General features: G+C 64.1%; 21 protein-coding genes and 2 tRNA genes. 12 read left to right on the top strand and 11 right to left on the bottom strand.

Features of this window, described 5'->3' with window-relative positions; all coding sequences use genetic code 11:
• From PBR20603_RS13720 to PBR20603_RS13730, 3 genes are all read right to left on the bottom strand, one after another.
• Entirely contained in the window at positions 1 to 1044 is a 1044-nt protein-coding gene (locus tag PBR20603_RS13720) for an ABC transporter substrate-binding protein (RefSeq protein WP_246174648.1), read from the bottom strand.
• 70 nt (positions 1045 to 1114) lie between these two features.
• Positions 1115 to 1999 (bottom strand): class II aldolase/adducin family protein, encoded by an 885-nt coding sequence (locus PBR20603_RS13725; protein WP_150560073.1) that lies wholly within the window; start codon positions 1997 to 1999, stop codon positions 1115 to 1117.
• A 16-nt stretch (positions 2000 to 2015) separates the two neighbouring features.
• Complete coding sequence (locus tag PBR20603_RS13730; protein WP_150560074.1) at positions 2016 to 3113, bottom strand: LLM class flavin-dependent oxidoreductase; 1098 nt, start codon at positions 3111 to 3113, stop codon at positions 2016 to 2018.
• 252 nt (positions 3114 to 3365) lie between these two features.
• Here PBR20603_RS13730 and PBR20603_RS13735 point away from each other — a divergent pair, with 252 nt between their 5' ends.
• From PBR20603_RS13735 to PBR20603_RS13750, 4 genes are all read left to right on the top strand, one after another.
• Entirely contained in the window at positions 3366 to 4679 is a 1314-nt protein-coding gene (locus PBR20603_RS13735) for an acyl-CoA dehydrogenase family protein (RefSeq protein ID WP_150560075.1), read from the top strand.
• The gene (locus tag PBR20603_RS13740) at positions 4676 to 5323 is read left to right on the top strand and encodes a cysteine dioxygenase family protein (protein WP_150560076.1); all 648 of its coding nucleotides are present in this window, start codon (positions 4676 to 4678) and stop codon (positions 5321 to 5323) included. The genes PBR20603_RS13735 and PBR20603_RS13740 overlap by 4 nt, the downstream gene beginning before the upstream one ends.
• A 226-nt stretch (positions 5324 to 5549) precedes the next feature.
• Positions 5550 to 7160, top strand: coding sequence for a rhodanese-related sulfurtransferase (locus tag PBR20603_RS13745; RefSeq protein WP_150560167.1), 1611 nt, complete (start codon positions 5550 to 5552; stop codon positions 7158 to 7160).
• A 181-nt stretch (positions 7161 to 7341) separates the two neighbouring features.
• Complete coding sequence (locus PBR20603_RS13750) at positions 7342 to 8472, top strand: glycosyltransferase family 9 protein (protein ID WP_150560077.1); 1131 nt, start codon at positions 7342 to 7344, stop codon at positions 8470 to 8472.
• Positions 8473 to 8751: 279 nt separating this feature from the next.
• Here PBR20603_RS13750 and PBR20603_RS13755 read toward each other — a convergent pair whose 3' ends face one another.
• The 7 genes from PBR20603_RS13755 to PBR20603_RS13785 all read right to left on the bottom strand — a co-directional run bounded on the left by PBR20603_RS13755 (position 8752) and on the right by PBR20603_RS13785 (position 16249).
• The gene (locus tag PBR20603_RS13755) at positions 8752 to 9912 is read right to left on the bottom strand and encodes an iron-containing alcohol dehydrogenase (protein ID WP_150560168.1); all 1161 of its coding nucleotides are present in this window, start codon (positions 9910 to 9912) and stop codon (positions 8752 to 8754) included.
• Between the two features lie 30 nt (positions 9913 to 9942).
• A complete protein-coding gene (locus PBR20603_RS13760) occupies positions 9943 to 10584 on the bottom strand; it encodes a branched-chain amino acid ABC transporter ATP-binding protein (RefSeq protein WP_150560078.1) in 642 nt (213 codons plus the stop codon).
• The gene (locus PBR20603_RS13765; protein ID WP_150560079.1) at positions 10577 to 11341 is read right to left on the bottom strand and encodes an ABC transporter ATP-binding protein; all 765 of its coding nucleotides are present in this window, start codon (positions 11339 to 11341) and stop codon (positions 10577 to 10579) included. Before PBR20603_RS13765 ends, PBR20603_RS13760 begins: the two co-directional genes overlap by 8 nt.
• An 11-nt stretch (positions 11342 to 11352) precedes the next feature.
• The gene (locus tag PBR20603_RS13770; RefSeq protein WP_150560080.1) at positions 11353 to 12375 is read right to left on the bottom strand and encodes a branched-chain amino acid ABC transporter permease; all 1023 of its coding nucleotides are present in this window, start codon (positions 12373 to 12375) and stop codon (positions 11353 to 11355) included.
• Complete coding sequence (locus PBR20603_RS13775) at positions 12372 to 13268, bottom strand: branched-chain amino acid ABC transporter permease (protein WP_010808561.1); 897 nt, start codon at positions 13266 to 13268, stop codon at positions 12372 to 12374. Before PBR20603_RS13775 ends, PBR20603_RS13770 begins: the two co-directional genes overlap by 4 nt.
• Before the next feature lie 129 nt (positions 13269 to 13397).
• Positions 13398 to 14690, bottom strand: a complete 1293-nt coding sequence (locus PBR20603_RS13780) for an ABC transporter substrate-binding protein (RefSeq protein WP_224787469.1) — start codon at positions 14688 to 14690, stop codon at positions 13398 to 13400.
• Between the two features lie 110 nt (positions 14691 to 14800).
• Complete coding sequence (locus PBR20603_RS13785; protein WP_150560081.1) at positions 14801 to 16249, bottom strand: NAD-dependent succinate-semialdehyde dehydrogenase; 1449 nt, start codon at positions 16247 to 16249, stop codon at positions 14801 to 14803.
• Positions 16250 to 16496: 247 nt separating this feature from the next.
• Here PBR20603_RS13785 and PBR20603_RS13790 point away from each other — a divergent pair, with 247 nt between their 5' ends.
• Together PBR20603_RS13790 and PBR20603_RS13795 are read left to right on the top strand one after the other, a co-directional pair.
• Positions 16497 to 17327: an IclR family transcriptional regulator gene (locus PBR20603_RS13790; protein ID WP_150560082.1), complete on the top strand. Its 831-nt coding sequence runs from the start codon at positions 16497 to 16499 to the stop codon at positions 17325 to 17327.
• Between the two features lie 249 nt (positions 17328 to 17576).
• Positions 17577 to 18218, top strand: coding sequence for a flavodoxin family protein (locus tag PBR20603_RS13795; RefSeq protein ID WP_150560083.1), 642 nt, complete (start codon positions 17577 to 17579; stop codon positions 18216 to 18218).
• 135 nt (positions 18219 to 18353) lie between these two features.
• On the opposite strand, the gene PBR20603_RS13800 is transcribed toward PBR20603_RS13795, so the two are convergent.
• Positions 18354 to 19070 carry a GntR family transcriptional regulator gene (locus PBR20603_RS13800; protein WP_150560084.1) on the bottom strand — a complete coding sequence of 239 codons (717 nt, stop codon included), beginning with the start codon at positions 19068 to 19070 and terminating at the stop codon, positions 18354 to 18356.
• A gap of 177 nt (positions 19071 to 19247) precedes the next feature.
• On the opposite strand from PBR20603_RS13800, the gene PBR20603_RS13805 reads away from it, so the two are divergent.
• The 6 genes from PBR20603_RS13805 to PBR20603_RS13830 all read left to right on the top strand — a co-directional run bounded on the left by PBR20603_RS13805 (position 19248) and on the right by PBR20603_RS13830 (position 26676).
• The gene (locus PBR20603_RS13805; protein WP_150560085.1) at positions 19248 to 20468 is read left to right on the top strand and encodes a pyridoxal-phosphate-dependent aminotransferase family protein; all 1221 of its coding nucleotides are present in this window, start codon (positions 19248 to 19250) and stop codon (positions 20466 to 20468) included.
• Between the two features lie 220 nt (positions 20469 to 20688).
• Entirely contained in the window at positions 20689 to 21966 is a 1278-nt protein-coding gene (locus PBR20603_RS13810) for an MFS transporter (RefSeq protein ID WP_150560086.1), read from the top strand.
• Between the two features lie 187 nt (positions 21967 to 22153).
• Complete coding sequence (locus tag PBR20603_RS13815) at positions 22154 to 25216, top strand: FAD-binding and (Fe-S)-binding domain-containing protein (RefSeq protein WP_150560087.1); 3063 nt, start codon at positions 22154 to 22156, stop codon at positions 25214 to 25216.
• 40 nt (positions 25217 to 25256) lie between these two features.
• Positions 25257 to 26426: a DSD1 family PLP-dependent enzyme gene (locus PBR20603_RS13820; protein ID WP_150560088.1), complete on the top strand. Its 1170-nt coding sequence runs from the start codon at positions 25257 to 25259 to the stop codon at positions 26424 to 26426.
• Positions 26427 to 26508: 82 nt separating this feature from the next.
• Positions 26509 to 26584, top strand: a tRNA-Ala gene (locus PBR20603_RS13825).
• A gap of 16 nt (positions 26585 to 26600) precedes the next feature.
• Positions 26601 to 26676: transfer RNA gene (locus tag PBR20603_RS13830), tRNA-Glu, on the top strand.
• Positions 26677 to 26699 lie beyond the last annotated feature (23 nt).

Here is a 26699-nt window from a genome sequence, read left to right on the forward strand (position 1 = left end):
TTATCCCAGGACATTAGCGTAGACGTGCTGCGCCAGTTTCTGCGGATCGGTGCTCTTCTTGAGCACACCGATTCGGCGGAAGTCGTCGGCGAAGTAGGCGATCTCATCGCGCAGGTCTGTGCCGGTCGGATGGTGCGAATAGGTGAGCGTTGCGTACAGCTTGCGCAGGTCTTCGGGGCTGATCTTCGGCGAGTACTTGGCAAAGATCTTGGCTGCCTCGTTCGGGTTCTCGTTGACGAACTCGGTCGCCTGCACGATGGCGCGTGCGAGCGCGCTTGCGGCGGCGCGATCGTTGCGCACCAGTTCCCCGCGCGCACCGATCACGCAGCACACCTTGCGGGCATACTCGCCGCTCAGGTTGGTCGCCAGTTCGACGTAAGCCCCGTTGGTGCGCTTCTCGAGCAGATATAAATTCGGGTCGCCATCGGCAATCGCCTGAATTTCGCCCTTGTCGACGGCCACGCCGAGCAGGTCGGCCGGGTACTGACGCCAGGTGATGTCGCGATCGGCGTCGATGCCGTTCTTCGCGAGCAGGATCTGGAAGAAATGCTTGCCCGGTGCGGCAAGATCCGACACGCCGATCGTCTTGCCCTTGAGCGCGGCGAGCGACGTCACGCCTGCGGCCTTCGCGCCCAGCAGGCGCACGCAGCCGCCGTGCGAGCTGCCGATGATCTTCACGTCGAAGCCAGCTTCGAGCGGCTTGAGCCAGCGATGGATCATGCCGACGGCGGCGTCAGCTTTGCCCGTGGCGATGGATTCGAGCAACTGGTCGGTCGAGCCGCTGTAGTTGATGAGGTCGACTTGCAGGCCGTTCTTCTCGAAGAAGCCGCGTTCCTGGGCGGCGACGATCGGTGTCAGGCAGAACGAATTCTGGTTCCAGGCGAACGTGAGCTTGCGCGGTTGCGACCAGGCCTGGCGGCCGAGCAAAAGCGCGGGGGCGGCCAGTGCGGCGGCCGTGCCCGCGCGCAGCACCTTGCGGCGGCTCGCGCTCACGACGCGCTGCGTCGCGATTTCCGATCCGTTGGTGGTGTGACGAAACTTCATGGAGACGACTCCCCTATTGATTTCTGATGGTTGTGTGCGGGTGGGCAAATGGGGCGCGCGCCCCGCGACGTCAGTCGAGCAGATCCGGTTCGGCGGCGACGAGTCCTTCGTAGAGGCTTTCGAACGAGTACAGCGCCCCTTCGGGGCCGCCGACCTGGCTGTGCGTGTGGCGTGCAGTCGCTTGGTCGATCGGCTGCGGCGTGCCGGCGGCTTGCGCGAGCAACTGCGTGTGGGCGGCATTCTCGAGGGCGATGTACCACCATGCGGCGGCCTCGACGGTCGGGCCGGCCGTGAGAATGCCGTGGTTCTTGAGAATGACGCCCTTGACCGTGCCGCTGCCGTCGGGCTTGTTCAGCGCGCGGGCGATACGGTTGCCCTCGCTGTCGTCAACCACCATGCCGGTGAAGTCGTCGAACAGCGCATGGTCTTCGAAGAAGCCGCACGAGTCCTGCGTGAGCGGATCGAGCGGGCGTCCGAGTGTCGACCATGCCTTGCCGTAGGTGGAGTGCGTGTGCGCGGCGGCGACCAGATGCGGGTGCGCTTCGTGGATGGCCGCATGAATCGCGAATGCGGCTTTGTTCAGCGGCCGGTCGCCCACCACCGTTTCGCCTTTCGCGTTGACGAGCAGCAGGTCGGAGACCTTGATGCGCGAGAAGTGGACGCCCAGCGGATTGACCCAGAAGTGGTCGGTCAGCTCGGGATCGCGCGCCGTAATGTGGCCGGCCAGTCCGAGGTCGAAGCCGTGGCGCGCGAAGATGCGGAACGCGGCGGCCAGACGTGTCTGACGGTGGTGGCGCTCGGCCAGCACGTCGTTGCGCACGGGCGGTGGGTCGAACCAGAAGCGTTGCTGCGGCGCGGCGTTCAGGACGAGCCCGGTCGGCGTAGTGCGTGTCTGGATAGTGGGGGACGTCGAGCGTCCGAACGTGTGGGTGTCGACGGGCAGAACGGCAGCCATCTCTTTTTCTCCTTGGTCAGGCCGCGCGGCGCGTGGCGTCGTTTTGACGATCGCGTTCGGCCACGAGGGTGCGCAGGCGCGGGATCAGTTCGCGGCCATAGTCGATGGCGTCGCCCAGCGGGTCGAAGCCGCGAATGAGGAACGTGGTGACACCGAGGTCGTAGTAATCGAGCAGGGCATCGGCGACTTGCTCGGGCGTGCCGACGAGTGCTGTCGAGTTCGAGCGTCCACCGATGAGCTTGGCGATCTCGGTCCACAGCACCTTGTCCAGGCGCGCGCCCTTGTCGGCGGCGGCAAGCAGGCGTCGAGCGCCTTCGCTTTGCAGTGCCGAGCCTTGCGGCAGGCCAGCGGCTTCGCGAATGGCCTTGGCCTGCGCGAGGATTTGATCGGCACGTGCCCAGGCTTTCGCTTCGGTCTCGCCGAGAATCGGGCGGAACGACACCGAGAAGCGCGGCACGCGGCCGTGCGCGGCGGCCGCCGCCCGCACGCGCGTAGTGATATCGCGCACCTGATCGAGCGACTCCCCCCACAACGCGTAGATGTCGGCATGCTTGGCCGCGACTTCAAGTGCGGCTTCCGACGCGCCGCCGAAGAAGATCGGCACATGCGGTTGCTGCACTGGTTTGACCTCGGAGAAGCCTTGTTTGAAGCGGTAATACTTGCCGTCGTGATCGAAGGGACGGTCCTCCGTCCAGATGCGGCGCAGGATGCTCAGGTATTCGTCGGTGCGCGCATAGCGCTCGTCATGCGAGAGAAAGTCGCCATCGCGCGCCTGCTCGGCATCGGAGCCGCCCGAGATGAAGTGAACACCGAGACGGCCGCCGCTGAACTGATCGAGCGTCGCGATCTGGCGCGCGGCCAGCGTCGGTGCGACAAAGCCAGGACGATGCGCGAGCATGAAGTGGATGTTCTCCGTCACGGTCGTCGCGTAGGCGATCGTGAGCGTGGCGGACGGACTCGTGGAGTGGTGCGGCACGAGAATGCGGTCGAATCCGGATTGCTCGTGGGCGCGGGCGAAATTACGCACGTAGTCGCGGTCGACGGCCGGGCCACTTTGCGGATGAATTTCGGATTGCTTACTGCTTTGAATCATGCCGATGATTTCGACGCTCATGAACGCTCTCCTTTTGTGAGGCAGGACGTGTGCAAGGCGACGTGGGTCGGTTTGCGCTACACGCCCATCGATCGGTAACAGACGGTGAACGGGAGTGAGCCTACGCAAACAATTTGCGGCCGTTAAATAATCATTTCCGCAAAGATTATTCGATATGGATGGTTGGGCGGGACCGCGCCGGGCCTTACGCTATGGGCACTGCGTAAGAGGGCGCGTTGCGCGCCAAACGCGTATTTGCTTATTCCAAAAGTCATGTCATCTCTTGGCCAATCGCCGTTGCTGTCCGACGCGTTGCCGTCGCCAGTGAGCCCCGCGCCGTCCGGGGCGGTGCTGCCTTTGCCGCGCGCCGAAGGTCCGGCACGTCTTGCACAACTGGACGCCCTGCTGCCACCTATCACGCGCGCCCTTGCCGGGACTGCGGCGGCGCTCGACCGCGATGCGCGTTTTCCGTTCGAGAACTTTGCGCTGTTGCATCGTCACGGGTTGATTGCCGAAGTGGTGCCGCGCGCACACGGCGGCGGTGGCGGCGGGCTGGTGGCGGCGCGGCGCATCATTGGGGCCATTGCGGCGGGCGAATCTGCCACGGCGCTCGTGCTGACGATGACCTATCTCCAGCACCGCTCGCTCGTGCGGACGAGCACGCACTGGCCCGACGCGCAGCGGCGTGCGGTCTTCGACAGCGCGGTGCGCGACGGGGCGTTGATCAACGCGCTGCGCGTCGAGCCGGATCTGGGCACGCCCGCCCGGGGCGGCTTGCCGTCGACTATTGCGAGACGCACCGAATCGGGCTGGCGGCTGTCTGGCCGCAAGCTCTATTGCACCGGCATTCCGGCGTTGCGCTGGTTGTCGGTCTGGGCGCGAACGGATGAGCCTGAGCCGCGTATTGGGGTATTCCTGGTGCCGCGTCCCGACGGTTCGCGGGAATCGCCGGATCGACAGGGCATCCGCGTCATTCAGAACTGGGATCACCTTGGGCTGCGTGCTTCGGGCAGTCACGAAGTGGTTCTCGAAGATGTCGACCTGCCGTTTGGCAATGCTGTGGATATTCGCTTGCCGCACGAGTGGGCGCCGGCGGGCATTGGTCAGCGCGACAACGATGCGCATATCGAACAACAGGCGTGGATGAGCGTGTTGCTCGGCACCCTTTATGACGCGATAGCGCGCGCAGGCGTCGATTGGCTCGTGACGTTTCTGAACACCCGGGTGCCAGGCAATCTCGGCGCGTCGCTTGCGACCGTGCCGCGTATTCAGGAGACGGTCGGCGAGATAGCGACGTTGCTACACGTCAACCAGCGGCTGCTCGATGCGGCGGCCGAGTCGGCAGACGCTGGCGTGCCGGATGACGACATTGCCAGTGGTGCGCTAAAGTTCACGGTGACGGGCAATGCCATTCGAGTGCTCGAACTCGCTTTGCAGCTCTCGGGCAATCATGGGCTTTCACGCAACAATCCGCTTGAGCGTTATCATCGCGACGTGCTGTGCAGCCGCATTCACACGCCGCAGAACGACACCATTTTGGGCGCCGCCGGCCGGCGAACGCTCGCTGTTTTCCGGGAATCCGTATGACTGCAGTTTTGGATGGCCTCGCGCTTTCCGGCGATTTGCCTGCACATGATTACGAAGCGCTCGATCCGTTGCGCAACTTTGTTGCGGCGTTCTCACGGCTGCTGGAGCGCCGTCCGCATGAGACAACGTTGCTCGAAGAGGGCGCCGGGCTGCTCGCCCAACTGGTGGCTCGTGACGATTGGCTACCCGAGGCGTTCGCGACGCCGCACCCTGAGCACTATCAGCAGTACTTGTTGCACTGCGATTCGGCGCAGCGATTTTCCATCGTGAGTTTCGTGTGGGGGCCGGGCCAGCGCACGCCGATCCACGATCACACCGTGTGGGGCCTGATCGGCATGCTGCGCGGGGCGGAGGATTCACAGCCTTTCGTGCTGGACGCGCAGGGCGTGCCGGTCATCGCAGGCGAGCCGGTGCGCTTGTCTCCGGGTGACGTGGAGGTGCTTTCGCCGCGTCTGGGGGACATTCATCGCGTGAGCAACGCCTACGCCGACCGGGTGTCGGTGAGCATTCATGTGTACGGCGCGAACATTGGTGCGGTGCATCGCAGCGTGTTCACCGAATCGGGTGAGCGCAAGGGCTTCGTCTCGGGCTATGCCAATGCCCAATTGCCGAATCCGTGGGGCAGGGCGGCGCAACGCGTCTGAAACGCCTGCCACCGCCAACCGTGCTGCGCATGCCGCAATGCACCACATTGTGCAACGCGTGTGCGGGGGCCTTCTGCCAGAATGGCCGTCTGCCTGTGCAGACGGGCCAGTCCGCCACGCCGATCGCCACGCCGATACTCGTTACCTAAGCAACGTTTGACGAATTCAAGGAACTACCGTGTCCGCTTACTCGACCCACACGCCGTCGCAGACGGCCGACCCGGCCATCGCTGCCGCCGATGTCACCTTCCCCGAGCTGACCTTTGCAGACGTGCGTGCGGCGTTGCTCGCTCGCGAGGAAATCGCGCTGCTCGACGTTCGTGAGGAAGATCCGTTTGCGCAGGCACACCCGTTGTGGGCGGCGAACCTTCCGCTCTCGCGAGTGGAAATCGAAGCGTGGGCGCGCATTCCGCGACGCGACACGCGCATCGTCGTGTATGGCGAGCACGACGGCCAGGATCTCGCGCCGCTCGCTGCCGGCGTGCTGCGCAGACTCGGTTACACGAACGTCAATTTGCTTGCGGGCGGTCTCGAAGGGTGGATCGCCGCTGGCGGCGAAGTGTTCCGCGACGTCAACGTGCCGAGCAAAGCCTTTGGCGAGTGGGTCGAGGGTTTGCGTCATACGCCGTCGTTGTCCGCGCAGGAAGTGCAGGCGCTGCTCGATGCCGACGCCGACGTGGTCGTTGTCGACGCGCGCCGCTTTGACGAATACCAGACCATGAACATTCCCGGTTCGACGAGTGTGCCCGGTGCCGAACTGGTGCTGAGAGTTCGCGAGCTCGCACCGGACCCGGCCACGCGCGTGATCGTCAACTGCGCGGGACGCACGCGAAGCATCATCGGCACGCAATCGCTCGTCAATGCCGGTTTGCCGAATCCGGTAGCGGCATTGCGTAACGGCACCATCGGCTGGACGCTGGCCGGGCAGACACTTGAGCGCGGGGCGGACCGTCGTCACCCGGCCACCGTGCGAGAGGCGACGCTGGCAGTCGCCCGCGAAGGCGCGAGAGCCGTGGCGGATCGTGCCGGGGTTCGCCGTATCGCACTGGCCGACGTCTCGTCGCTGAATGCGCCGGGGCGCACCGTGTATCGCTTCGACGTGCGCACGCCGGAGGAGTATGCGGCGGGGCACTTGCCCGACTTCGCCAGCGCGCCGGGCGGGCAGCTCGTGCAGGAGACCGACCATCAGGCACCGGTGCGCGGTGCGTGGATCGTGCTGGCAGACGACGATGGCGTGCGTGCCGACATGACCGGTTCGTGGTTGGCGCAGATGGGGTGGACCGTGTACGTGGTCGAGCCGCATCGCGCGCAGGCACGCAGCGCGCAGGGTGGGTGGCCGTTGCACACGCCGAGCGCCCCCGACGTTGCGAGCGTCTCGCCTGCGTTGCTGGCGCGGTGGCTTGACGAAGCGGTGCCCGGACAAGTCGCGGTGCTCGACTTCACCTCGGGCGTCAATTACGTCAAGCGTCATATTCCGGGGGCCTGGTTCGTCATTCGCGCGCGACTGGCAGAGGCATTGCGCAAGATCGGCCCGGCGCAGCGTTATGTGCTCACCTGTGGTTCGAGCTTGCTCGCACGCTTTGCGGCGGCGGATCTGCGACGTCTGACCGATGCCGAGATCTTTGTGCTCGACGGCGGTACCCAGGCGTGGATCAATGCCGGTTTGCCGCTGGCGTCGGGCGAGACGCATCTGGCCAGTGCGCGCGACGATCGCTATCGCCGCCCGTACGAAGGCACCGATAACGCTGCCGAGGCCATGCAGGCCTATCTCGACTGGGAGTTTGGGCTCGTCAATCAACTGCACCGGGACGGAACGCACCACTTTCAGGTGGTGTGACAAGTTTCTGAGGAAGGGGGCCATCGACGGCCGGGCGGCGCATTGAGTGTTTGCGCTGCCGTTTTCGCGGGCAGACATGGCATACTCCCGAACTTCTGGCGCTGCCGCCTGACTCGCTGACGTGAATCTGTTTCACCGCCATGCGGGATGGGGCGGCGGCCGACCTGCTTTCGATTCGATCATGCCACTGCAGCGCTTCATTGCCCGCCGACTGGGCGCTCTCACCGAGCCGAGCACCCGCATTCCTTACGCGTGGGTGTACCACGAGCCCGACGTCTTCATGCAACGCACGTCGTCGTTGAGCGTTGCCAAAAAATACCTGCACCGTCGCCTGCGTCTTGCCATGAGCGGGCAGTCGAGTCGCGAGGTGCGTCATGTGGCGCCGAACGCGCGTGTGCTCTGGATCTACGGCGGCAAGGCGTCGGTGGGCGATGCTGTGATGGACATGTCTGGCCGGGCGCTGCTGCGCGGGCGAGAAGGCCCTGTCGATTTGCTGATTACGCCGGGCCTGAAGGCGGTGTTCGAGGGTGACGATATTTTCCGTCACGTCTACGACGATCCTGCGAGTGTGGATCCGGGCGATTACGACGTTGTCGTGTTGCAGGAATTCAACTATCCGACACTGCGGTTGAAGCGGAAATTTTTCCCGTCGCTGCCATTTGCGTGCTTGTTCCGCTTCTTTCACGGTCCGGACCGTAACCAGACGCAGTTCAGCCTTGCGGCCGTGAACGACGTCTTCTCGTTGGGGCTGGCGTCCGACGATTTATTCGCGCGTGCGAAGCCGTATCTGCGCGGGGAGTCGGAATTACCGGAGGCCGTTGCGCGGCAATTACCGCCGGGACCGTTTCTGGTGCTCGCGATGGGCGGAGTCGAGCCGCGCCGCACGTATGCGCACTGGCGCGAGTTCTTGCAAGCCTATGACATTGCCTACCAGCCGGGGATGCCGACGGGCATCGTCTTGTTGGGATCGGGCAATGGTGCAGAGGCGGCAAAGGCGTTGATGACGGCGAAGTTTGTCCATTTGCAATTGGTGTCATTCGTTGGTCAGTTGACGTTGCGCGATGCGAAGCGGGTGATTGCAAACGCTTCGCTATTCGTGGGTGCCGATGGTGGTTTGATGCATGTCGCGCACACGACGCCGACGCCGAGCGTGACCCTCTTCGCGAAGGCGGAACCTCCCTATTTGCGGCTTACGCCGCAGTGCCGATCGACGCCGTTGCAGACGGATTCCGACGTGAGTGCGGTGGATCCGGCGGAGTTGTCGGAAACGGTTGTGGCCACATTGGCATCGACGCCGCCGCGATTGCGCTAGGCGGATATCGGCGGCATGCCTTTCCCGCATTTGGCTGGCAATCGAGGGCGCGAGAGGTGCTGTTGTAGCGAGGCGGGGGTGATGGAGGGGGAGCGGCGGGGAAAGAGACGGACCGGGGCCCCTTTCTGAATCGAGTTGGGTCTATGTCTGAGAGGCGGAAAGGGGCCCCGGTCCGTCGGCGAGGTGCTATGGAAGCGTGAAGCAGGTCAGGGGGGCAGCGGGTCAACTGACCGGCATATCGGCCGATCAGCGACGCCGAAGGGCGATGAGCCCGGCGTTTCAGAACGCGGCGCTATAGATAGCGAGGGCGTCAGCCTCGGTGACCTCACGCGGGTTATTCACGAGAAGACGTGTCTGGAGCATGGCGTCGCGGGCCATGCGGGCGATGTCGTCTTGCTTGACGCCGACTTCGCGCAACGTGCGCGGAATGGCGGTATCGACGATTAATTGCTCGATGTGTTGGATGAGCGCATCGGTTTTCGCTTCATCGCTGCCGGAGACCTTGGCGGGAAGAATCACATCGGCCAGCTCCGCGTAAAGCTTGCTTGCGGCGGGGGCATTGAAGCGCATGACGTGTGAGAGGACGAGAGCGTTCGAGAGGCCGTGAGCGACGTGGAAGATGCCACCGATCGGGTAGGCGAGGGCATGAACGGCGGCGACGGGCGAGTTCGCGAAGGCTTGTCCGGCGAACATGGCGCCGACCAGCATGGCTTCGCGGGCTTGGCGATTATTGCCGTCGTTGCAGGCGGGCAGCAGATTGCGCGAGAGCAGCTCGAGGGCTTTCACGGCGAGCGTGTCTGAAATCGGATTCTTCAGGTGCGCGGACGTATAGGCTTCGATGGCATGCACCATCGCGTCGATACCCGTTGCGGCGGTGGCGGCGCGAGGCAGGCCGAGCGTGAGTTCCGCGTCGAGAATTGCGAGATCGGCGTAAAGCTGCGGCGCGACAACGCCCATCTTCGTCGTTTCGCCGGTTGTCACGATCGACACGGCCGTGACTTCCGAGCCCGTGCCTGCGGTCGTCGGCATTTGAACCAAGGGCAGGCGCGCGCCTGTCACCTTCTTGATGCCGTACATCTCCTTGATCGACTGCGTGCCGGGGAGCAGCACGGCGAGCAGCTTGGCCACGTCCATCGACGAGCCGCCGCCCAATCCCAGCACAATCTCCGCATCGGCCGCGCGAGCGCGTTCGGCGGCTTCCAGCACCACGTGCTCGGGCGGATCGGCGATCACGTCGTCGATCACCGAGACTTGCCAGTCATGCTTGGCCAGATCGGCCAGCGCGGGGGCTAGCAAACCGCTCTTGTGCAAAAAGCCGTCAGTCACCACGCACAGGCGTTTGCCTGCCGGATACTGCTCGCGCAACAGCGCGCCGAGGCGGCGTGCTGCACCAAATTCCACGACGACGGTCGGAACCGTCTGGAAACGAAAAGCGTTCATCATCGTTGTCCTCTTGAGACCTTCTCAGACTCACGCGACCATTTGGCCGCGATCGATTCGGTAGACGTTATCGAGCACCGCGCCTGCGTGTTGCAGGTCGGCACCCGACAGGATCACGGCGAGGCCGGCGCCGCGCATCTGGCCGATCACCTCGGCAATGCGCTTCGAGAGTGCCGGGGCCACGCCTTCGAACGGTTCGTCGAGCATCAGCAGGCGCGAGCTTGTCATCAGCGCGCGTCCGACGGCCACCAGTTTCTGCTGACCTCCCGACAATTGCAAGGCGCGGCGTGGTGCCCACTCACGGGCTTCGGGAATGATGCGGTAGACCTTGTCCAGACGTTCCTGCACGTCCTTCGCCTTCAGCGCCCAGGCGGGCACACAGAGGTTTTCCTCCACCGTCATGTCCGGAATCAGGCGCCGATCCTCCGGTGCGTAGCCGATACCCAGTGACGTGCGCTCATGCGACGGCGCTTTCACCAGATCCACGCCGTCAAACGTCAACGTGCCGCCGTTCGACTTCACCAGACCCATGATCGCGCGCAGCGTCGTAGTCTTGCCGGCGCCGTTGCGCCCGATCAGACCGACAATTGCGCCCTTGGGTACCGAGAACTGCACCCCGCGCAGAATGTCCGTCGCGCCGAAGCGCACATTCAAATTGCTGACTTCAAGCATGGGCCACCTCGCCTGCCACATTCGCGGTGTCCGGCACGGCGGCCACCGTCTCGCCAATGATCAACTCGCGTACCTGCGCATCGGCCAGCACCACATCGGGCGTGCCGTCCGCCAGAATGCGGCCGTCGCAAAACGCCAGCACCCGATCGCTGTAGCGACGCACGATTTCCATATCGTGCTCCACGAACAGCACCGTAATGCCCAATGCGCGCGCTGCATCCAGCACACGATTCATCACGTCGAACTTCTCTTCCGCGGCCACCCCCGAAGTCGGCTCGTCGAGCAACAGTACCTCCGGCTTGCAGACCATCGCGAGCGCAATATCCAGCAGCTTGCGTACGCCCTCGGGCAGCGTGCCCGAAATCATGTCCGCGAACTCCAGCACGCCAAGACGCGCCAGACTCTCGTTCGCCAACTCGGCCGACAGGCCCGAAATCGCCAACGCGATCTCGATGTTCTCACGCGCCGTCTGCGAGCCGAAGAGCTGCGGAATCTGGAACGACCGGGCAATGCCAAGACGCGTAATCTTGCGTGGCGCGAGCCCCGTGATGCGCTTGCCGCGGAAAACGATCTCGCCGCGATCCGGCTTGATGTAGCCCGTGAGCATGTTCACGAACGTCGTCTTGCCCGCACCGTTCGTGCCGATCAGCCCTACCACGCTTTGCGCGTCGATGTTGACCGTAATGTCCTTCGCCGGCGTGACACTGCCGAACGTCTTGTGCAGGCCAGTGGCCTCAATGATGTGATTCGATGCCATCTCGCGCCCCTTCATGCCGCGTCGCCCGAGGCGGCCGCCGTTGCCGTTGCCGATTTCGTCTGCGTGACCGGATGCCCCGCTGCCGGCTTGCGACGCGCCAGACCCAGACTCGTCAGCCCGCCCGGCAGGAACGCAATGATCGCCAGCATGATCGCGCCCATCACGATCTGCCACGTGTTCGGTGCGTAGCGATACGCCATCGCGCGCGCCACTTCCAGCAAGAGCGCCCCGATGAACGGCGAGAAGGCGAAACGCGTGCCCGAGAGCACCGCAATGAAGACGAACTCGCCCGAGGTCGTCCAGAACGCCATGTCCGGATCGATGTGACCGATGTTGAACGCCTGCAACGCGCCGCCCAGACCAGCGAGGGCGCCGGCGATCACGTACGTCAGGTGAATGTTCGCGCGCGCCGACGTGCCCAGATACTCCACACGGATCTCGTTGTCCTTGATCGCGGGGCCAAGACGGCCCGGCGTCGAGCGCATATACAGCGCTACGGCCATCACACAGACAATCGCGGCGATGAAGCCCACCGCGAAAAGATTCGTGCCCGTGAGCTGCCACGGCTCGGCGCTGCTGCCGAGCGTCGGCGCGTTCACGTTGAAGCCGTCGCTGCCGCCCAGTTCCACGTTATTGAGCAACAGGCCGTAGCAAATCATCGACAGCGCCAGCGTGAGCATCGCGAAGAAAATGTCGCGATAACGCGCCAGCAGGAAGCCGAGCACTAGCGCGAGCACCGCCGAGACGATCATCGAGATGGCCAGCAGTGCGAACAGCTCCGTCAGGCCGTAATAGTTCATGCCGAGGCCCACGCAGTACGCACCGACTGCGAAGAACAGCGCCTGCCCGAACGAGGCCAGCCCCGTGCGCAACAACAGCGCCAGCCCCAACGCGACGATGCCCTTCGACAACGCCACCGACACCAGAAACTGCCACTGCGGCAGCGCCAGACCTGCCGCACCGATGGCGGCGAAACCGATCACCGCGAGCCACGTGCCTGGCGCGCGCAGGTGAGAACAGATTGCGGAACTCATATCTTGCGAGCCTCCATCGGAGCGAAGATGCCTTTCGGACGCACAGCCAGCACCAGCGCCATGACGATGTAAATCGAGAACAGCTCGCCTTGCGGCCAGTAATGCACGGCACTGGCGCGCACCAGACCCACGAGCAAGGCGCCGAATGCCGCGCCGGGCAACGAGCCAAGCCCGCCGATCACCACCACCGCAAACGTCAGCACCACGATCTCCACCCCCATGCCCGGCGCCACCGACACCGTCGGTGCGGTCAGCGCACCGCCGATGGCAGCCAGAACGGCCCCGGCCATGAACGTCACCACGAAATAGCGGCTCACGCGAATGCCCATCGCCTGACTGACTTCGCGGTCGTGAATCACCGCGCGCAGCAAACGGCCGCTGCGGGTGAACTTCAGGAACGACGTCAGGCCGATGCCCGCCACGAGGGCCACCCCCACAATCAGGAAGTTGTAGTTCGGGTACGAAAGATCGCCCAGATCGAAATTGCCGAGGAAGCTGTATGGCTCCGACACCGTGTACGGGTCTACCCCCCACACCAGCTTGATGGCGTCTTCCATGATCAGGAAGAGTGCATAAGTGACCAGCAGCAGCACCACGGGGTCTTGCCCGTAGAAACGCTTGAGCACCCCGCGCTCCATGATGAAACCGATGGCTCCGCCCGCGACGATGGCCGCCAGCACGAGCAACAGATAGCTCACGTAAAGGTTGCCGCCCTGGGCAACCCACGGACCGATCAACGTCACGCCAGCGTACGCCCCCAACGCGTACAGGCTGCCGTGCGCCATGTTCAAGATTTTGAGCACGCCGTAGACGAGGGTCAGTCCCAGGGCAACCAGGAACAGCCACGCGGCGTACATCACCCCGTCCACCAGGACGGCGTAGATCTGCGACATCTCGCATTCTCCTTGGAACGCAAGGCAGCAGGCGGTACACAGACCGCCACGCCAGCCTTGCGAGTACGACTCAGGGTCGTGACAGCTATATTGCGCAGAGGACTCGTAAGTCCTCCTGAACGAGACGCCTTAGTGTTTCAGGCCGCCCTTGATCCACTCGGCCGACTTCACGCCTTCGGGCGGGGTGACTTCCGCGATCGAGTACTGCTTCACGTCGGTCACGGTGACCTTGCCGTTCACGTTCTTCACAATGCCGAACGCCGTGCCTTGCGCTGCCTGATGACCCTTGCCCAGCGTCAGGCCGATCTTGCCGGCCGGCGCGTCGAACGCGAGGTGCTCGAACGAAGCGATGACTTGCTCCGGCGTGGGCTGCTTGCCGCCGTTGGCTGCCTGCGCCTTCTCATAGGCGGCCTTGAGCGCGAGAATGCTCTGGTTCATCTTGTACGACGGGTAGCTCGGCGTATCGTTGAACTTCGCGCTGTAAGCAGTGCGCAACCAACGGTTAAGAGCGTTGTCGGGCGCGAACATGCCGTACATGCCGCGTGCACCGATGATCACGCCGTCCGGCAGACGCGTCTTGCCGTGCGTGGCCGTCTCACCGGCGGTGAGCACCGTCAGCGACTTCTTGAACAGATCGCGCGGACCGGCCTGCACGACGAGGCCTTCCAGATCGCCACCCCAGAAGCTCGAGTGCAGCACGTCCGGGTGCGCGGCCAACAGGCTCGAAATACCGGCGTTGTACTGACCTGCGCCCAACTGCGGCATTTGCGAGCTGACGGCCTTCGCGTTCGGCTTGAGCGCCTTGAGCGTGCCTTCGAAGTCGGCCCAGGCGTCCTGACCCCAGGCGTAGTTCTGGTTGATACCGGCGTACGTTTGCAGATCCGGCTTGCGCTCGGCGACGTAACGCGCTGCGCCCACGTTGTCCATCGTGGCCGTGGCCACCGGGCGGAAGACGTACTTGAAGCTGGCGTCTTCGAACACGCGCGGCGTGCCGCAATCGAAGAACAGCGTGACCTTCTTCAGTTCTTCGGCGACCGGTGCAATCGCCAGGCAGTTGCCCGACGACGTGTAACCGACCACATAGTCCACGCCCTGATTCAGCAGGTTGCGGTATTCGCTCACTTGCTTGCTCGTGCTGCCCGCCTCGTCGATGTAGACGAGTTCGATCGGCGCGCCGCCGAAGCCCTTCGTGGCGTAAGGGGCAGGCACCTTGCCGGCGTTGAGTTCGGCCGCCGTGACTTCGGCGGCGTTTTTGGCGGGCACGCCGAAGGGGCCTGCGGCGGCACCCGACATGAACGTCACGATACCGATCTTGATCGGCTTCCCATCGGCTTGCGCCGTCGTGGCAACCGAGGCGATGGCGGCGCCGGCCGCAAGTGCGAGAGCGAGCGGCTTCATGCCGCGCTGGATAACGCGCTTCATACTGGTTTCCTTTGGTGGTGTTGCGACTTGTGTGTCGATTTATGAATTGACGGAGTTCTGATGCTCCGGTGCTTCGGTGCGATAACAGGGCCTGTGCTCAGGCCCGTTCGTCACACCTGCAGGCACAGGTACTTCAGTTCGAGGTACTCCTCGATGCCGTAGTGCGAGCCTTCGCGGCCCACCCCGGATTGCTTGATGCCGCCGAACGGCGCCACCTCGTTCGAGATCAGGCCGGTGTTCAGGCCGACCATGCCGTACTCGAGCGCTTCGGCCGTGCGCCATGCGCGAGAGATGTCCCGCGTGTACAGGTAGGCGGCGAGACCGAATTCGGTGTCGTTCGCCAGCGCAACGGCGTCGGCGTCGCGCGTGAAGCGGAAGAGCGGCGCCACCGGGCCGAAGATTTCTTCCCGGGCCACTCGCATCTGCGACGTCGCGTCGGCAATCACGGTCGGTGCGTAATAAGTGCCACCCAGCGCATGGGCTTCGCCGCCCACCAGCACGCGGGCGCCGCGCGACTTGGCGTCTTCGACGAGCGTTACGACCTTTTCGACCGCCTTGCCTTCGATCAACGGTCCGATCACCACGCCGTCTTCCAGGCCGTTACCGACCTTCATTTCGGCCACACGCTGCGCGAACTTCCCGGCGAACGCGTCGTAGACGCCGTCCTGGATATAGAAGCGATTGGCGCACACGCATGTCTGACCGCCATTGCGGTACTTGGCGGCGATGGCGCCTTCAACCGCGGCGTCGAGATCCGCATCGTCGAACACGATGAACGGTGCGTTGCCGCCCAGCTCCAGCGACATGCGCTTGACGGTCGGCGCGCACTGCGCCATGAGCAGACGGCCCACGCCAGTCGAACCCGTGAACGACAGCTTGCGCACGCTCGGGTGCGACGTGAGCACGCCACCCACGGCGCGTGCGTCGCCCGTCACGACCTGGAACACACCGCCGGGAATGCCGGCGCGGTGGGCCAACTCAGCCAGCGCAAATGCGGAGAGCGGAGTGAGCTCGGAGGGCTTGACGACGATGGCGCAACCGGCAGCCAGTGCCGGGGCGACCTTGCGCGTGATCATCGCTGCCGGGAAATTCCACGGCGTGATGGCCGCACAGACGCCAACCGGCTGCTTGAGCGTGACGAGACGCTTGTCCGAGGCCGGTGTGGCGAGCACATCGCCGTCCACACGCTTGGCTTCTTCGGCAAACCACTCGACGAAGCTGGCCGCATAGGCGATCTCGCCACGCGATTCGGCCAACGGCTTGCCTTGCTCACGCGTCATCAGATACGCCAGGTCGTCCGTGTGGGCGATCATCAGATCGAACCAGCGGCGCAAGACGGCAGCGCGCTCCTTGCCGGTACGGGCAGCCCACGGCTTCTGTGCGGCTTCGGCCGCCACCACGGCGCGCGTGGTTTCCTCGGCACCGAGTTCCGGCACCTTGGCCAGCACCTCGCCCGTGGCAGGGTCGAGCACGTCGAACGTCTTGCCGCTGTCGGCCGCGATCCATTGACCGTCGACCCAGGCGAGTGTCTTGAAGAGGGTAGTGTCTTTGAGTTGCATGGCAGTTGGCCGGGCTCGCCGGCTTTTCCTGTTGGCGAAACGGCGGGCGGCAATGTCTCGGCTTGTCGCTTGCCGTTCTATCTATTGAACGGTATTCTATGTATTGAATGTGATTCTACGTATTGAACGTTTCGGGTGCAACTAAGGGGTTTTCCTAGGGCGGAATGAGAAAGACTTGCCCGTACCATGCTGGCGCGTGGCCCGCCACCCGAACCCTTCTCACGACTTCGAAGCCGACTCCCGATTCATGCCCAAGCGCAAACTCGACGTACCCGCCAACGCCTCTTCCGACGCCCTCGCCGCCGAACCGCTCAAGACCACGGCGCCTGCCGTGGTGCGCGCTGTGAACATCCTCGATGTGATCGCGGCGTCGTCCGAGCCGGTCGCGCTGGCCGATCTGGCGCGCGAGACGGGGGTGCCCAAGAGCACGCTGCATGGCCTGTGCGACACGTTGGTCAAGCTGCGGTTGGTCAAGCGCCATGCCAATGGCGGCATGACGATGGGCTCGTATGTGATGGGATGGGCGAACGCGTTTCTGTCGCAGACCAATATCACTGAGGAGTTCCGGGGGGTCTGGGAGGCTTCGCGAGCGTTTGCGCAGGAAACCGTGACGCTTTCCGTGCTCGACGGTGCGGACGTGATCTATCTCGCCTGCCACAACGGCAACCGGCCGCTTGGCGTGACCTTCCGCATTGGCATGCGGCTGCCCGCGCCTTACACCGCGACCGGCAAGGCCATGCTCTCGACGCTGCCGCCGGGCGAGGCTGCCGATATGCTCGCCGGCGTCTGGCCCGCGCCCCTGACTCGCGCGAGCGTGAGCACCTATCAGGCATTGGCCGAGGAGATGGCGCAGGTGCGTCGCGACGGCTATTCGATCGACAACGGTCAGATGCGCGAAGGCATGATCTGCTTTGGCGCGCCGGTGTTCGACGCCAGCGGCGAGCGCGCCGTGGCGGGGCTTGCCGTCAGTTTTCTCACCACCGAGATCGATTCGGAGACCGGCCAACGCATTGGACGCCAGATCCGCGAGTTGGCCGACCAACTGTCCGTGCGGCTCGGCGCTTCGGCCCGTCGTTAAGACGTAGCCACGCGGTCAGCGTGGCGCCAGGTTCCCGTCAGGCAGGTGCCGGCTTGCCGACAGCGTGGTGCCGCCATTCGATTGTTACTGTTGGCGGAACAGTCATGTCCAGTTATGCGGGCTATTCCCTAGGGGTTATCACTGGCATTATTTGGCCTTGACTGATGTCCAGACAAGCCAGAGGAAGCGTAGGGAAGCGCGATCCCGGCGGTGCCATGGGGCGGACATCCATTCGGGAAGCACTACGCCATGTCCAATATCGCAATCGTGTACTACTCGCAAGGCGGGGCAACCGCCATGATTGCCCATTCCGTCGCGCAAGGCGTGAACGACGCCGGCGCACACGCACAATTGCTCAGCATTGAGCCGCACCAACTCATCGACGGGCAATGGCACGACGAAGCCGTGCTCACGCGTCTGGCGGCTGCCGACGCCATCATCTTCGGTGCGCCGGCATTTCCGGGCGGGATCGCCGCCCCGGTCAGGGCGTTTGCCGACGCAACCACCGGCATGTGGCGGGCGCGCAGTTGGCGCAACAAGGTCGCTGGCGGATTCTCGTTCAGTTGCCGTTCGGCCGACGACAAGCGCGGCACGCTCGACTTCTTTGCGGCGCTTGCCGCGAAGCAAGGCATGGTGTGGGCCGATGTCGATGAGTCCGACGCCGTGCCAAGCGCGGCCGCCAGCAAGCGTCATCCCGGTGATTTTCCGGCGGTGATGGCATCTGGCATGGAGGTCGACGCCGCTTATGCGCTCGATCCTGCGGATGTGATCGCCGGCAAGCAGTATGGCCGCAACGTCGCAGCGCTCGTCGCGCGTCTGGCAGGAGAAGTGCTCGAATCGCCCGCCGTGCTTGCACGCCGGGCGCTCGAAGCGGCCGAGCGCCGTCTCTGATTCCGGCTTGACCCGGCGAGACGCGTGAGCGGCAGGTGGGGCCGCGAAGGCCCGCCAGCGATATATCGCAGAACCAATGAAAAAGGCGTGGGGCCGAACAGGGCGCCCACGCCTTTTTGCATTGGCCGGACAGACTCAGTTGCTCGGCGCGTTGCTCGCCGGTTCGGCATGGATTTGCAGCACAGCGTCGCGCTTGGCCAGCAGGTGCTTGCGCAGGATCTCGCCGAGGCGTTTGCCGTCGTGCTTTTCCAGCGCATCGATCATCTGCTCGTGCTCCGCAATGGCGCGATCCCACTTGTCCGCGTGAAAGTTCGACCGAAAGCGCAACGCCATCAGGCGACGGTTGATCGACGTATAGGTCTGGCGCAGCGCCCCGTTGCGCGCCGCTTCGTTGATGCGATCGTGAATGGCCTGATTGCGCGCGTAATAGCCGGGCAGATCCTGCTGCGCGCGGCAGGCGAGCATTGCGTAATGCAGCGCCTTGACTTCCGCCAGTTCGACGGGCGTCATCCGCTCGGCCGCCAACTCGCCTGAAAACGCTTCGAGCGCACTCATCAGCTCGAACATCTCCCGGATTTCCTTCTCCGTCATGCGGGCGACGCTCGCCCCGCGATTTGGCGCAATCTCGATCAGCCCCTCCGCCGCAAGCACCTTGAAGGCCTCGCGCAGCGGGGTGCGCGAGATACCAAGGGTCTCGCACAGCTCGCGTTCGTTGAGTTTGACACCGGGAGAGAGAACGCCCTCGATGATGAGCTTGCGCAGATGCTCGACAACGGTGTCGTGCAAACGCAAGCGTTCCACACGCGGAATGTCTGGCACGGCAATCGTCGACGTGTTTTCCATGTTTTGCATTCAAAATCATCAAGCCTTCATGGCTGCGATTGTAACGTACCGTATCAGCCCCCCGTATCTCTAGGGTAAACGCCTGTATTAAAAGCGCTTCTCGCCTCTTGCGAAAGCCTTTGGCTCTGCTAAAGTATTTTGAATGCAAAATTCAAAAGAGAATTTTTGAAGAGGAGAGAGACGTTCATGCTGAAGCTCGATTTCCATCCCTCGGGTCGCCATTTCCTGCAGATCCCTGGTCCCAGTCCGGTGCCCGACCGCATTCTGCGCGCCATGAGCTACCCGACGATCGATCACCGCGGCCCGGAATTCGGCGCGCTCGGTCGCAAGGTGCTGGCCGACATCAAGAAGATTTTCAAGACGGAACAGCCCGTCGTGATTTACCCGGCGTCGGGCACTGGCGCGTGGGAAGCTGCGCTCACGAACACGCTCTCGCCCGGCGATCACGTGCTCATGTTCGAGACGGGACACTTCTCCACGCTCTGGAAGAAGATGGCCGAGAACCTTGGTCTGAAGCCGGAGTTCATCGGCCTGCCGGGCACCGACGGCTGGCGTCGCGGCGTGCAGCCGGACATGATCGAAGCGCGTCTTCGTGCCGACACGGCTCACGACATCAAGGCCGTATGCGTCGTGCACAACGAAACCTCGACCGGCGTGACGTCGGACATCGCGGCCGTGCGTCGCGCCATCGACGCCGCCGGGCATCCCGCGTTGCTGCTCGTGGATACGATCTCGGGCCTCGGCTCGGCCGATTACCGTCACGACGAATGGGGGGTGGACGTCACCGTTTCGGGCTCGCAGAAGGGCCTGATGCTGCCGCCGGGGATCAGCTTCAACGCGGTCTCGCCCAAGGCGCTCGAAGCGGGTCGTCATGCCAGGCTGCCGCGCGCTTTCTGGGGCTGGCAGGAAATCATCGAAGCGAACAAGAACGGCTACTGGCCGTACACGCCGAACACGAATCTGCTTTACGGCCTGTCCGAAGCGCTCGACATGATTCTCGAAGAGGGGCTGGACAACGTGTTCGCCCGTCACCAGCGTCTGGCCGAAGCCACGCGTCGCGCCGTGCGTGCGTGGGGGCTGGAGATCCAGTGTCAGGACCCGGCGGTGTACAGCCCGGTGCTCACCGGTGTGGTCATGCCGCAGGGCGTGGACGCCGACGAAGTGCGCAAGCGCATCTACGAACGCTTCGACATGTCGCTGGGACAGGCGCTCGGGAAGATTCGCGGCACGATGTTCCGCATCGGCCATCTCGGCGACTGCAACGACCTCACGCTCATGGCAACCCTCGCGGGTTGCGAAATGGGTCTGCAAATTTCCGGCGTGAAACTCGCCGGTTCGGGAGTGGTTGCCGCGATGGACTTCCTGGCGCAGGCAAAAGACACCCCGTCGCTCAAGGCCGCCGCTTGAGTTGCCGTAGTCACCGGTACCAGGAGACGAAGGGTCGCAGTCGCCGTCGCCGTCGCCGTCGACGTTGCGTGACGGCTCCCTTGCAGTGAACGCTTTACTTGTCATTCAGGCGGTAACGAGCCAACGAGCCCCATCAAAGAAGGGCTCGTACCGCAGCAACACCTTATGCGCCGTCTGCATGCCGCAGTCGCGCCTCACAGGATGTTTCAGGAGACATGCAATGAAGCTTTTCAGAGCGACACGGGTCGTGCTGGTGATGCTATGCGTCATGTATTTCATCACCTATCTCGATCGTGTCAACGTCAGTACGGCTGCGGCCGGTTTCGGCAAGGAATTCAGTCTCAACAAGACCGAAATCGGTCTCGTCTTCTCCGCTTTTGCTTATCCCTATCTGGTCTTTCAGATCATCGGCGGTTGGGTGAGCGACCGCTTCGGTGCGAAGCGTACGCTGCTCGTGTGCGGTGCATTGTGGGCCGTCGCGACGATTCTCACTGGCATGGCGGGCGGTCTCGTCACGTTGCTGTTGGCTCGTCTGTTGCTCGGTCTCGGCGAGGGCGCCACATTTCCGGCGGCAACGTCGGCGATGTCGCGTTGGATTCCCAAAGAAAAGCGCGGTTTCGCGCAAGGGATCACGCACGCGGCGTCGCGCATTGGCAATGCCGTTGCCCCGGCCGTGGTGGTGTTCATCATGGCAACGCACGGCTGGCGCGAATCGTTCTATCTGTGCGGTATCGTGAGCCTCGTCTGGGTGGTGCTGTGGGGCCTCACGTTCACAGAGCGTCCGCAAGATCATCCGCGCATCACGACGGAAGAACTTGCCGTGCTGCCTGCCCTGAAGGCCAAGAGCCCGTCGGTGCCGTGGGGGCCGCTGTTCAAGCGCATGATGCCGGTCACGATCGTGTACTTCTGTTACGGCTGGACGTTGTGGCTCTTCCTGTCATGGATTCCCCAATACTTCCTGCACAGCTATGACCTCGACCTGAAGAAGTCAGCCTTGTTCGCCTCGAGCGTGTTCTTCGCCGGCGTGGTCGGCGACACGCTCGGCGGGATCGTCACCGACAAGCTGTATGAGCGCACGGGAAGTCTCAAACGCGCACGCAGCTGGATGGTGTCCGTGTGCATGCTGCTCACGCTGATCTCGCTCGTGCCGATGATGTTCACGCACCATCTGTACGTGTCGATGGCATGTCTGGCGTTCGGCTTCTTCTTCGCCGAAATGACGATTGGCCCGATGTGGGCGATCCCGATGGACGTCGCCCCGGAATACTCGGGCACGGCCAGCGGCATGATGAACACCGGCTCGGCGCTGGCAGCGATTCTCTCGCCGGTGATCTCGGGCTATCTCATCGATCGCACGGGCAACTGGGAGCTGCCGTTTTTGGGCAGCATGATTCTGATGGCCGTCGGTGTGGTGCTGGCCTTCCGCATGCAGCCCGAGAGCAAGTTCTCGGTGGCCGGCGATGCCGCCGCAGCGAGCAACGCGCGCCAGCCCGCCTGACGTGCGCGTGATGCTCGTCTGATGCCCGTCTGATGCTCGTTTCACGCTCGCGTGCGCCTGAGGTCCGGCGCACGTGACGTCAGGCGGCATCGGCGGCATCTTCCGCAAAACCCCTGCCGGGCATGCTGCACGTTCGCCGGATTTTCAGCCCGCGCAGCGGCCCTGCCAGCTCAACGCCAGCAACGTCATGAATTCCCAATCGAACTCCCGCGAGACGCCCCACGCCAACCTCGTCAGCCAACCCGTGCATCTGATGCCGATGCAGCGCGGCGGGGTGGCCCTCACGCCGTTGCAGGACCGTCTGCGTCGCGAGATGCGGGGCGACGTGCGCTTTGACCGTGCGAGTCGCGGCCGTTATGCGACCGACGCGTCGATCTATCAGATCTTTCCGATCGGCGTGGTGGTGCCGCGCGATCAGGATGACCTGATCCGCGCCCTGGACATCGCACGTGATCAGCAGGTGCCGGTGCTCGCCCGCGGCGCCGGCACGAGTCAGTGCGGCCAGACCATCGGCGAGGCGCTCGTCATCGACAACAGCAAGTGGCTTAACCGCGTGGTGGCGTTCGACGCCGAGGCGCGCACCGTCACCGTCGAGCCGGGCATCGTGCTCGATCACCTGAACGCCTGGCTCAAGCCGCACGGCCTGTGGTTTCCGGTGGACGTATCGACGGCGGCGCAATGCACCATTGGCGGCATGACGGGCAACAACTCATGCGGCTCGCGCTCGCTCGAGTACGGCAACATGGTGCACAACGTGCTGTCCATCGACGCGGTGCTGGCCGACGGCGCGCAACTGCACTTCGGCTCGCTGCATACGCCGCCTGCTGATGTCCGCACTCAGGCGATTCTCGCGCGCGTTCATGAGATCGCCGTGCGCGAGCGCGACGAACTGCGCGAACGGGTGCCGCGCGTGCTGCGACGCGTGGCAGGTTACAACCTCGATCTGTTCGACTGTCTCAATCCGCGTGCGTACACGGACGATGGCGTGGCCAATCTGTCGCATCTGCTGGTCGGCTCGGAGGGCACGCTGGCATACAGCCGTCAGATCACGCTCAAGCTGGTGCCGCTGCCCGTGCACAAGACGCTGGGCGTGGTGAACTTCCCCACGTTCTATCAGGCGATGGATCTCACGCAGCACATCGTCAAGCTGGGGCCGGTGGCGGTGGAACTGGTCGATCGCACGATGATCGATCTGGCGATGGACAACGCGGCATTCCGCCCCGTGATCGAAAAGGCGCTCGTCGGCGATCCGCAAGCGATTTTGCTCGTGGAGTTCGCGGGCGACGACGCCGGCGCGCTGCGCGCGAAGCTTGACGATCTCGCCACGCTCATGGGAGATCTCGGACTGCCCGGCAGTGTGGTGAAGATGCCGGAAGCCGGGCCGCAGAAAGCGCTTTGGGAAGTGCGCAAGGCCGGCCTGAACATCATGATGAGCATGAAGGGCGACGGCAAGCCGGTGTCGTTCATCGAAGACTGCGCCGTGCCGCTGGAGCATCTCGCGCAGTACACGCGGCGGCTGACCGAAGTGTTCCATCGCAACGGCACCGAGGGCACCTGGTATGCGCACGCAAGCGTGGGCACGCTGCACGTCCGGCCGATTCTGGATATGCGTCGCGACGGGGCGGTGAAGATGCGCGCCATCGCCGAAGAGGCGGCGGCGCTCGTGCGCGAATACAAGGGCGCGTATTCGGGGGAGCACGGCGACGGACTGTGCCGCGGCGAGTGGGTGGCCTGGCAATACGGGCCGCGCATCAACGCCGCGTTTGGCGAGATCAAGCAACTGTTCGATCCGCAGAACCGTTTCAATCCGGACAAGATGGTGCGTCCGCCGAAAATGGATACGCGTGAGCTGTTCCGCTTCGCGCCGGGCTATGCGGCCAAGCCGATCACGCCTGCGCTGGACTGGACGGCATGGAACGTGAAGCGCGACGCCCTGAGCGGCGAGCAGACCGCGCCCGATACCGGCACCGACGCCACGCACGGCCTCGCTTCGGCGGTCGAGATGTGCAACAACAATGGGCATTGCCGCAAGTTCGATGCCGGCACGATGTGCCCGAGCTATCGCGTGACCCGCGATGAACAACATGTGACGCGGGGTCGGGCGAATACGCTGCGTCTGGCGGTCTCGGGGCAACTGGGCGACGAAGGGCTCGCGAGCGACGACGTCAAGGCGGCGCTCGACCTGTGCGTGTCGTGCAAGGGTTGCAAGCGCGACTGTCCGACGGGCATCGACATGGCGCGCTTGAAGATCGAGGCGCGTCATGCGCGGGCCAAGCGCCACGGCGTGTCGTTGCGCGACAAGCTGATCGCGTACCTGCCGCGCTATGCGCCGTGGGCCAGCCGCGTGGGCGGTTGGCTCGATGCGGCGCAGCGCCTGCCGGGCAGCAACGCGGCGAAGCGCTGGCTCGGTCTGGCGCTGGAACGCTCGGTGCCGGCGTTGAAGCCGTCTTTCCTCGGGCGTCAGATGCCGCTCGCCGCTGTGCCGATGCCGGAGGCCGCCGGGCGGCGTCAGGTGCTGCTCTTCGTCGACACATTCAACAACTACATGGAGCCGGAGAATGCGCGCGCTGCAAAGCGTGTGCTCGAAGCCGCGGGATATACCGTTCACGTGAATCAGCGCGCGGGCGAGCGTCCGTTGTGCTGCGGGCGCACGTTCCTCGCGGCGGGCCTGGTGGACGAAGCGAAGGCGGAGGCGCGACGTTTGCTCGACGCTGTAATGCCGTTCGTCGAGCGTGGTGTGCCGATTGTGGGGCTGGAGCCGTCGTGTCTGCTGTCGCTGCGTGACGAAGTGCTTGGCTACGGCTTTGGCGATGCGGCCCGCAAGGTGGCGGAAAACGCGTTTCTTTTTGAGGAATTTCTGGTTCGCGAGAAGGCGGCCGGGCGTTTCGATGTGGCGTGGCAGGCCCTGCCCGAAGGCGTGAGCGAGGCACTCGTGCACGGACACTGTCATCAGAAAGCATTCGACGCCTACTCACCCGTGACGGCTGTGCTTGGTTGGGTGCCGGGGCTGAAGGTATCATCGATCGAGTCGTCATGCTGCGGCATGGCGGGCAGTTTCGGTTACGAGGCGGAGCACTACGACACCTCTCGCGCCATGTCCGAGCTGACACTGTTGCCGGCGATCCGGCAACGCCAGGAGAACGCCATCGTGGTTGCCGACGGCACCAGTTGCCGGCATCAGATTCACGATGGTGCGAACACGCAAGCGCTTCACGTCGCCTGTGTGCTGGCCCGCGCGCTGCCTGCCTGATGGCCGCCGTTTTTCTGCAAGCGCCTTTCAGGGGATTGTGATGCCCGATTCACTCAGTACGATTTCGACGTCTGCCAACATCGTGATACCTCCGGTCGCGCGCGTGGGCGATTCGCTCGCCCAGGTGGCAACGCCCTCCTTGCTGCTCGATCTCGATGCCTTCGACGCGAACGTCGCCCGCATGGCGAGCGCCGCAGCGGCGCGGGGTGTCGCGGTGCGTCCGCACGCCAAGGCGCACAAGTGCGTCACGATTGCGCGGGCACAGATGGCGGCGGGCGCTGTCGGTATCTGCTGCCAGAAGGTCACGGAAGCGATTCCTTTCGTCAATGCCGGGATCGGCAACATCCACATCAGCAACGAGTTCGTGGGCGAGGCCCGTGTGGCGCTGGTCGTGGAGATGGCGTCGCGCGTCGCATTGTCCGTCTGCGTGGACGATGTGCGTCAGGTGGCGCCGCTCGGCAAGGCGGCGCAGCGCGCCGGTGTGCGTATCGCGGTGCTGCCCGAAGTGGACGTGGGGCAGGGGCGTTGCGGCGTCGATTCGACGGACGCCGTTGCCCAACTGGTCGACGCGATCGATCACTACGAAGGGCTTCGCTTTGGCGGGTTGCAGGCGTATCACGGCAGCGCGCAACACATCGATAGCTGGGACAAGCGCCGCGACACGGCGCGGCTTGCGGCCGATCGTGCGTCAGCCTATGTGCGCTTTCTGGAGGCGCGCGGGATTGCCTGCCCGGTGGTGACCGGTGGCGGCACTGGCACGGCCGAGTTCGATATCGAGAGCGGTGTCTACACGGAGATTCAACCTGGCTCGTATGTGTTTCTCGACGGCCATTACGGCTCGCTCGAATGGCGCGACGACTGGCGCTTTCGTCATGGCCTGTTTCTCGCGTCGACCGTCATGAGCACGGCGCGCGCCGGCATCATCGTGTGCGACGCCGGGCTCAAGAGCGTGGCGACGGATTCGGGGCTGCCGCGCTTCTGGTCGTCGCAGCAAGCGGGCAAGCCGCATTACCGCACCGCATCCGACGAGCATGGCGTGCTCGAACTGGCGTCGCCCGGCGAGGACAGCACACCCTGGCTCGGTGAGCCGATCCTGCTCGTGCCCGGGCATTGCGATCCGACCGTGAATCTCTATGACCGGTATGTGGCGGTACGCCATGGGCGTGTCGAGGGACTGTGGCCCATCGAGGCGCGCGGCCTGAGCCAGTGAGGGCCAGCGGCGTCGAATATTTTTCGGTCGGGGGCTTCCCAACCTTCGAAAATCGCGCTATAGTCTCGTTTCTTCGCCGTACGGGGGTATAGCTCAGCTGGGAGAGCGCTTGCATGGCATGCAAGAGGTCAGCGGTTCGATCCCGCTTACCTCCACCAAAACGGAAGACTTTATGTCCCCTTCGTCTAGAGGCCTAGGACATCACCCTTTCACGGTGAGTACAGGGGTTCGAATCCCCTAGGGGACGCCAGATTCATCGGCGTGATTCTCGGA

The organism is Pandoraea bronchicola, from assembly GCF_902459805.1.
Lineage (GTDB): Bacteria > Pseudomonadota > Gammaproteobacteria > Burkholderiales > Burkholderiaceae > Pandoraea > Pandoraea bronchicola.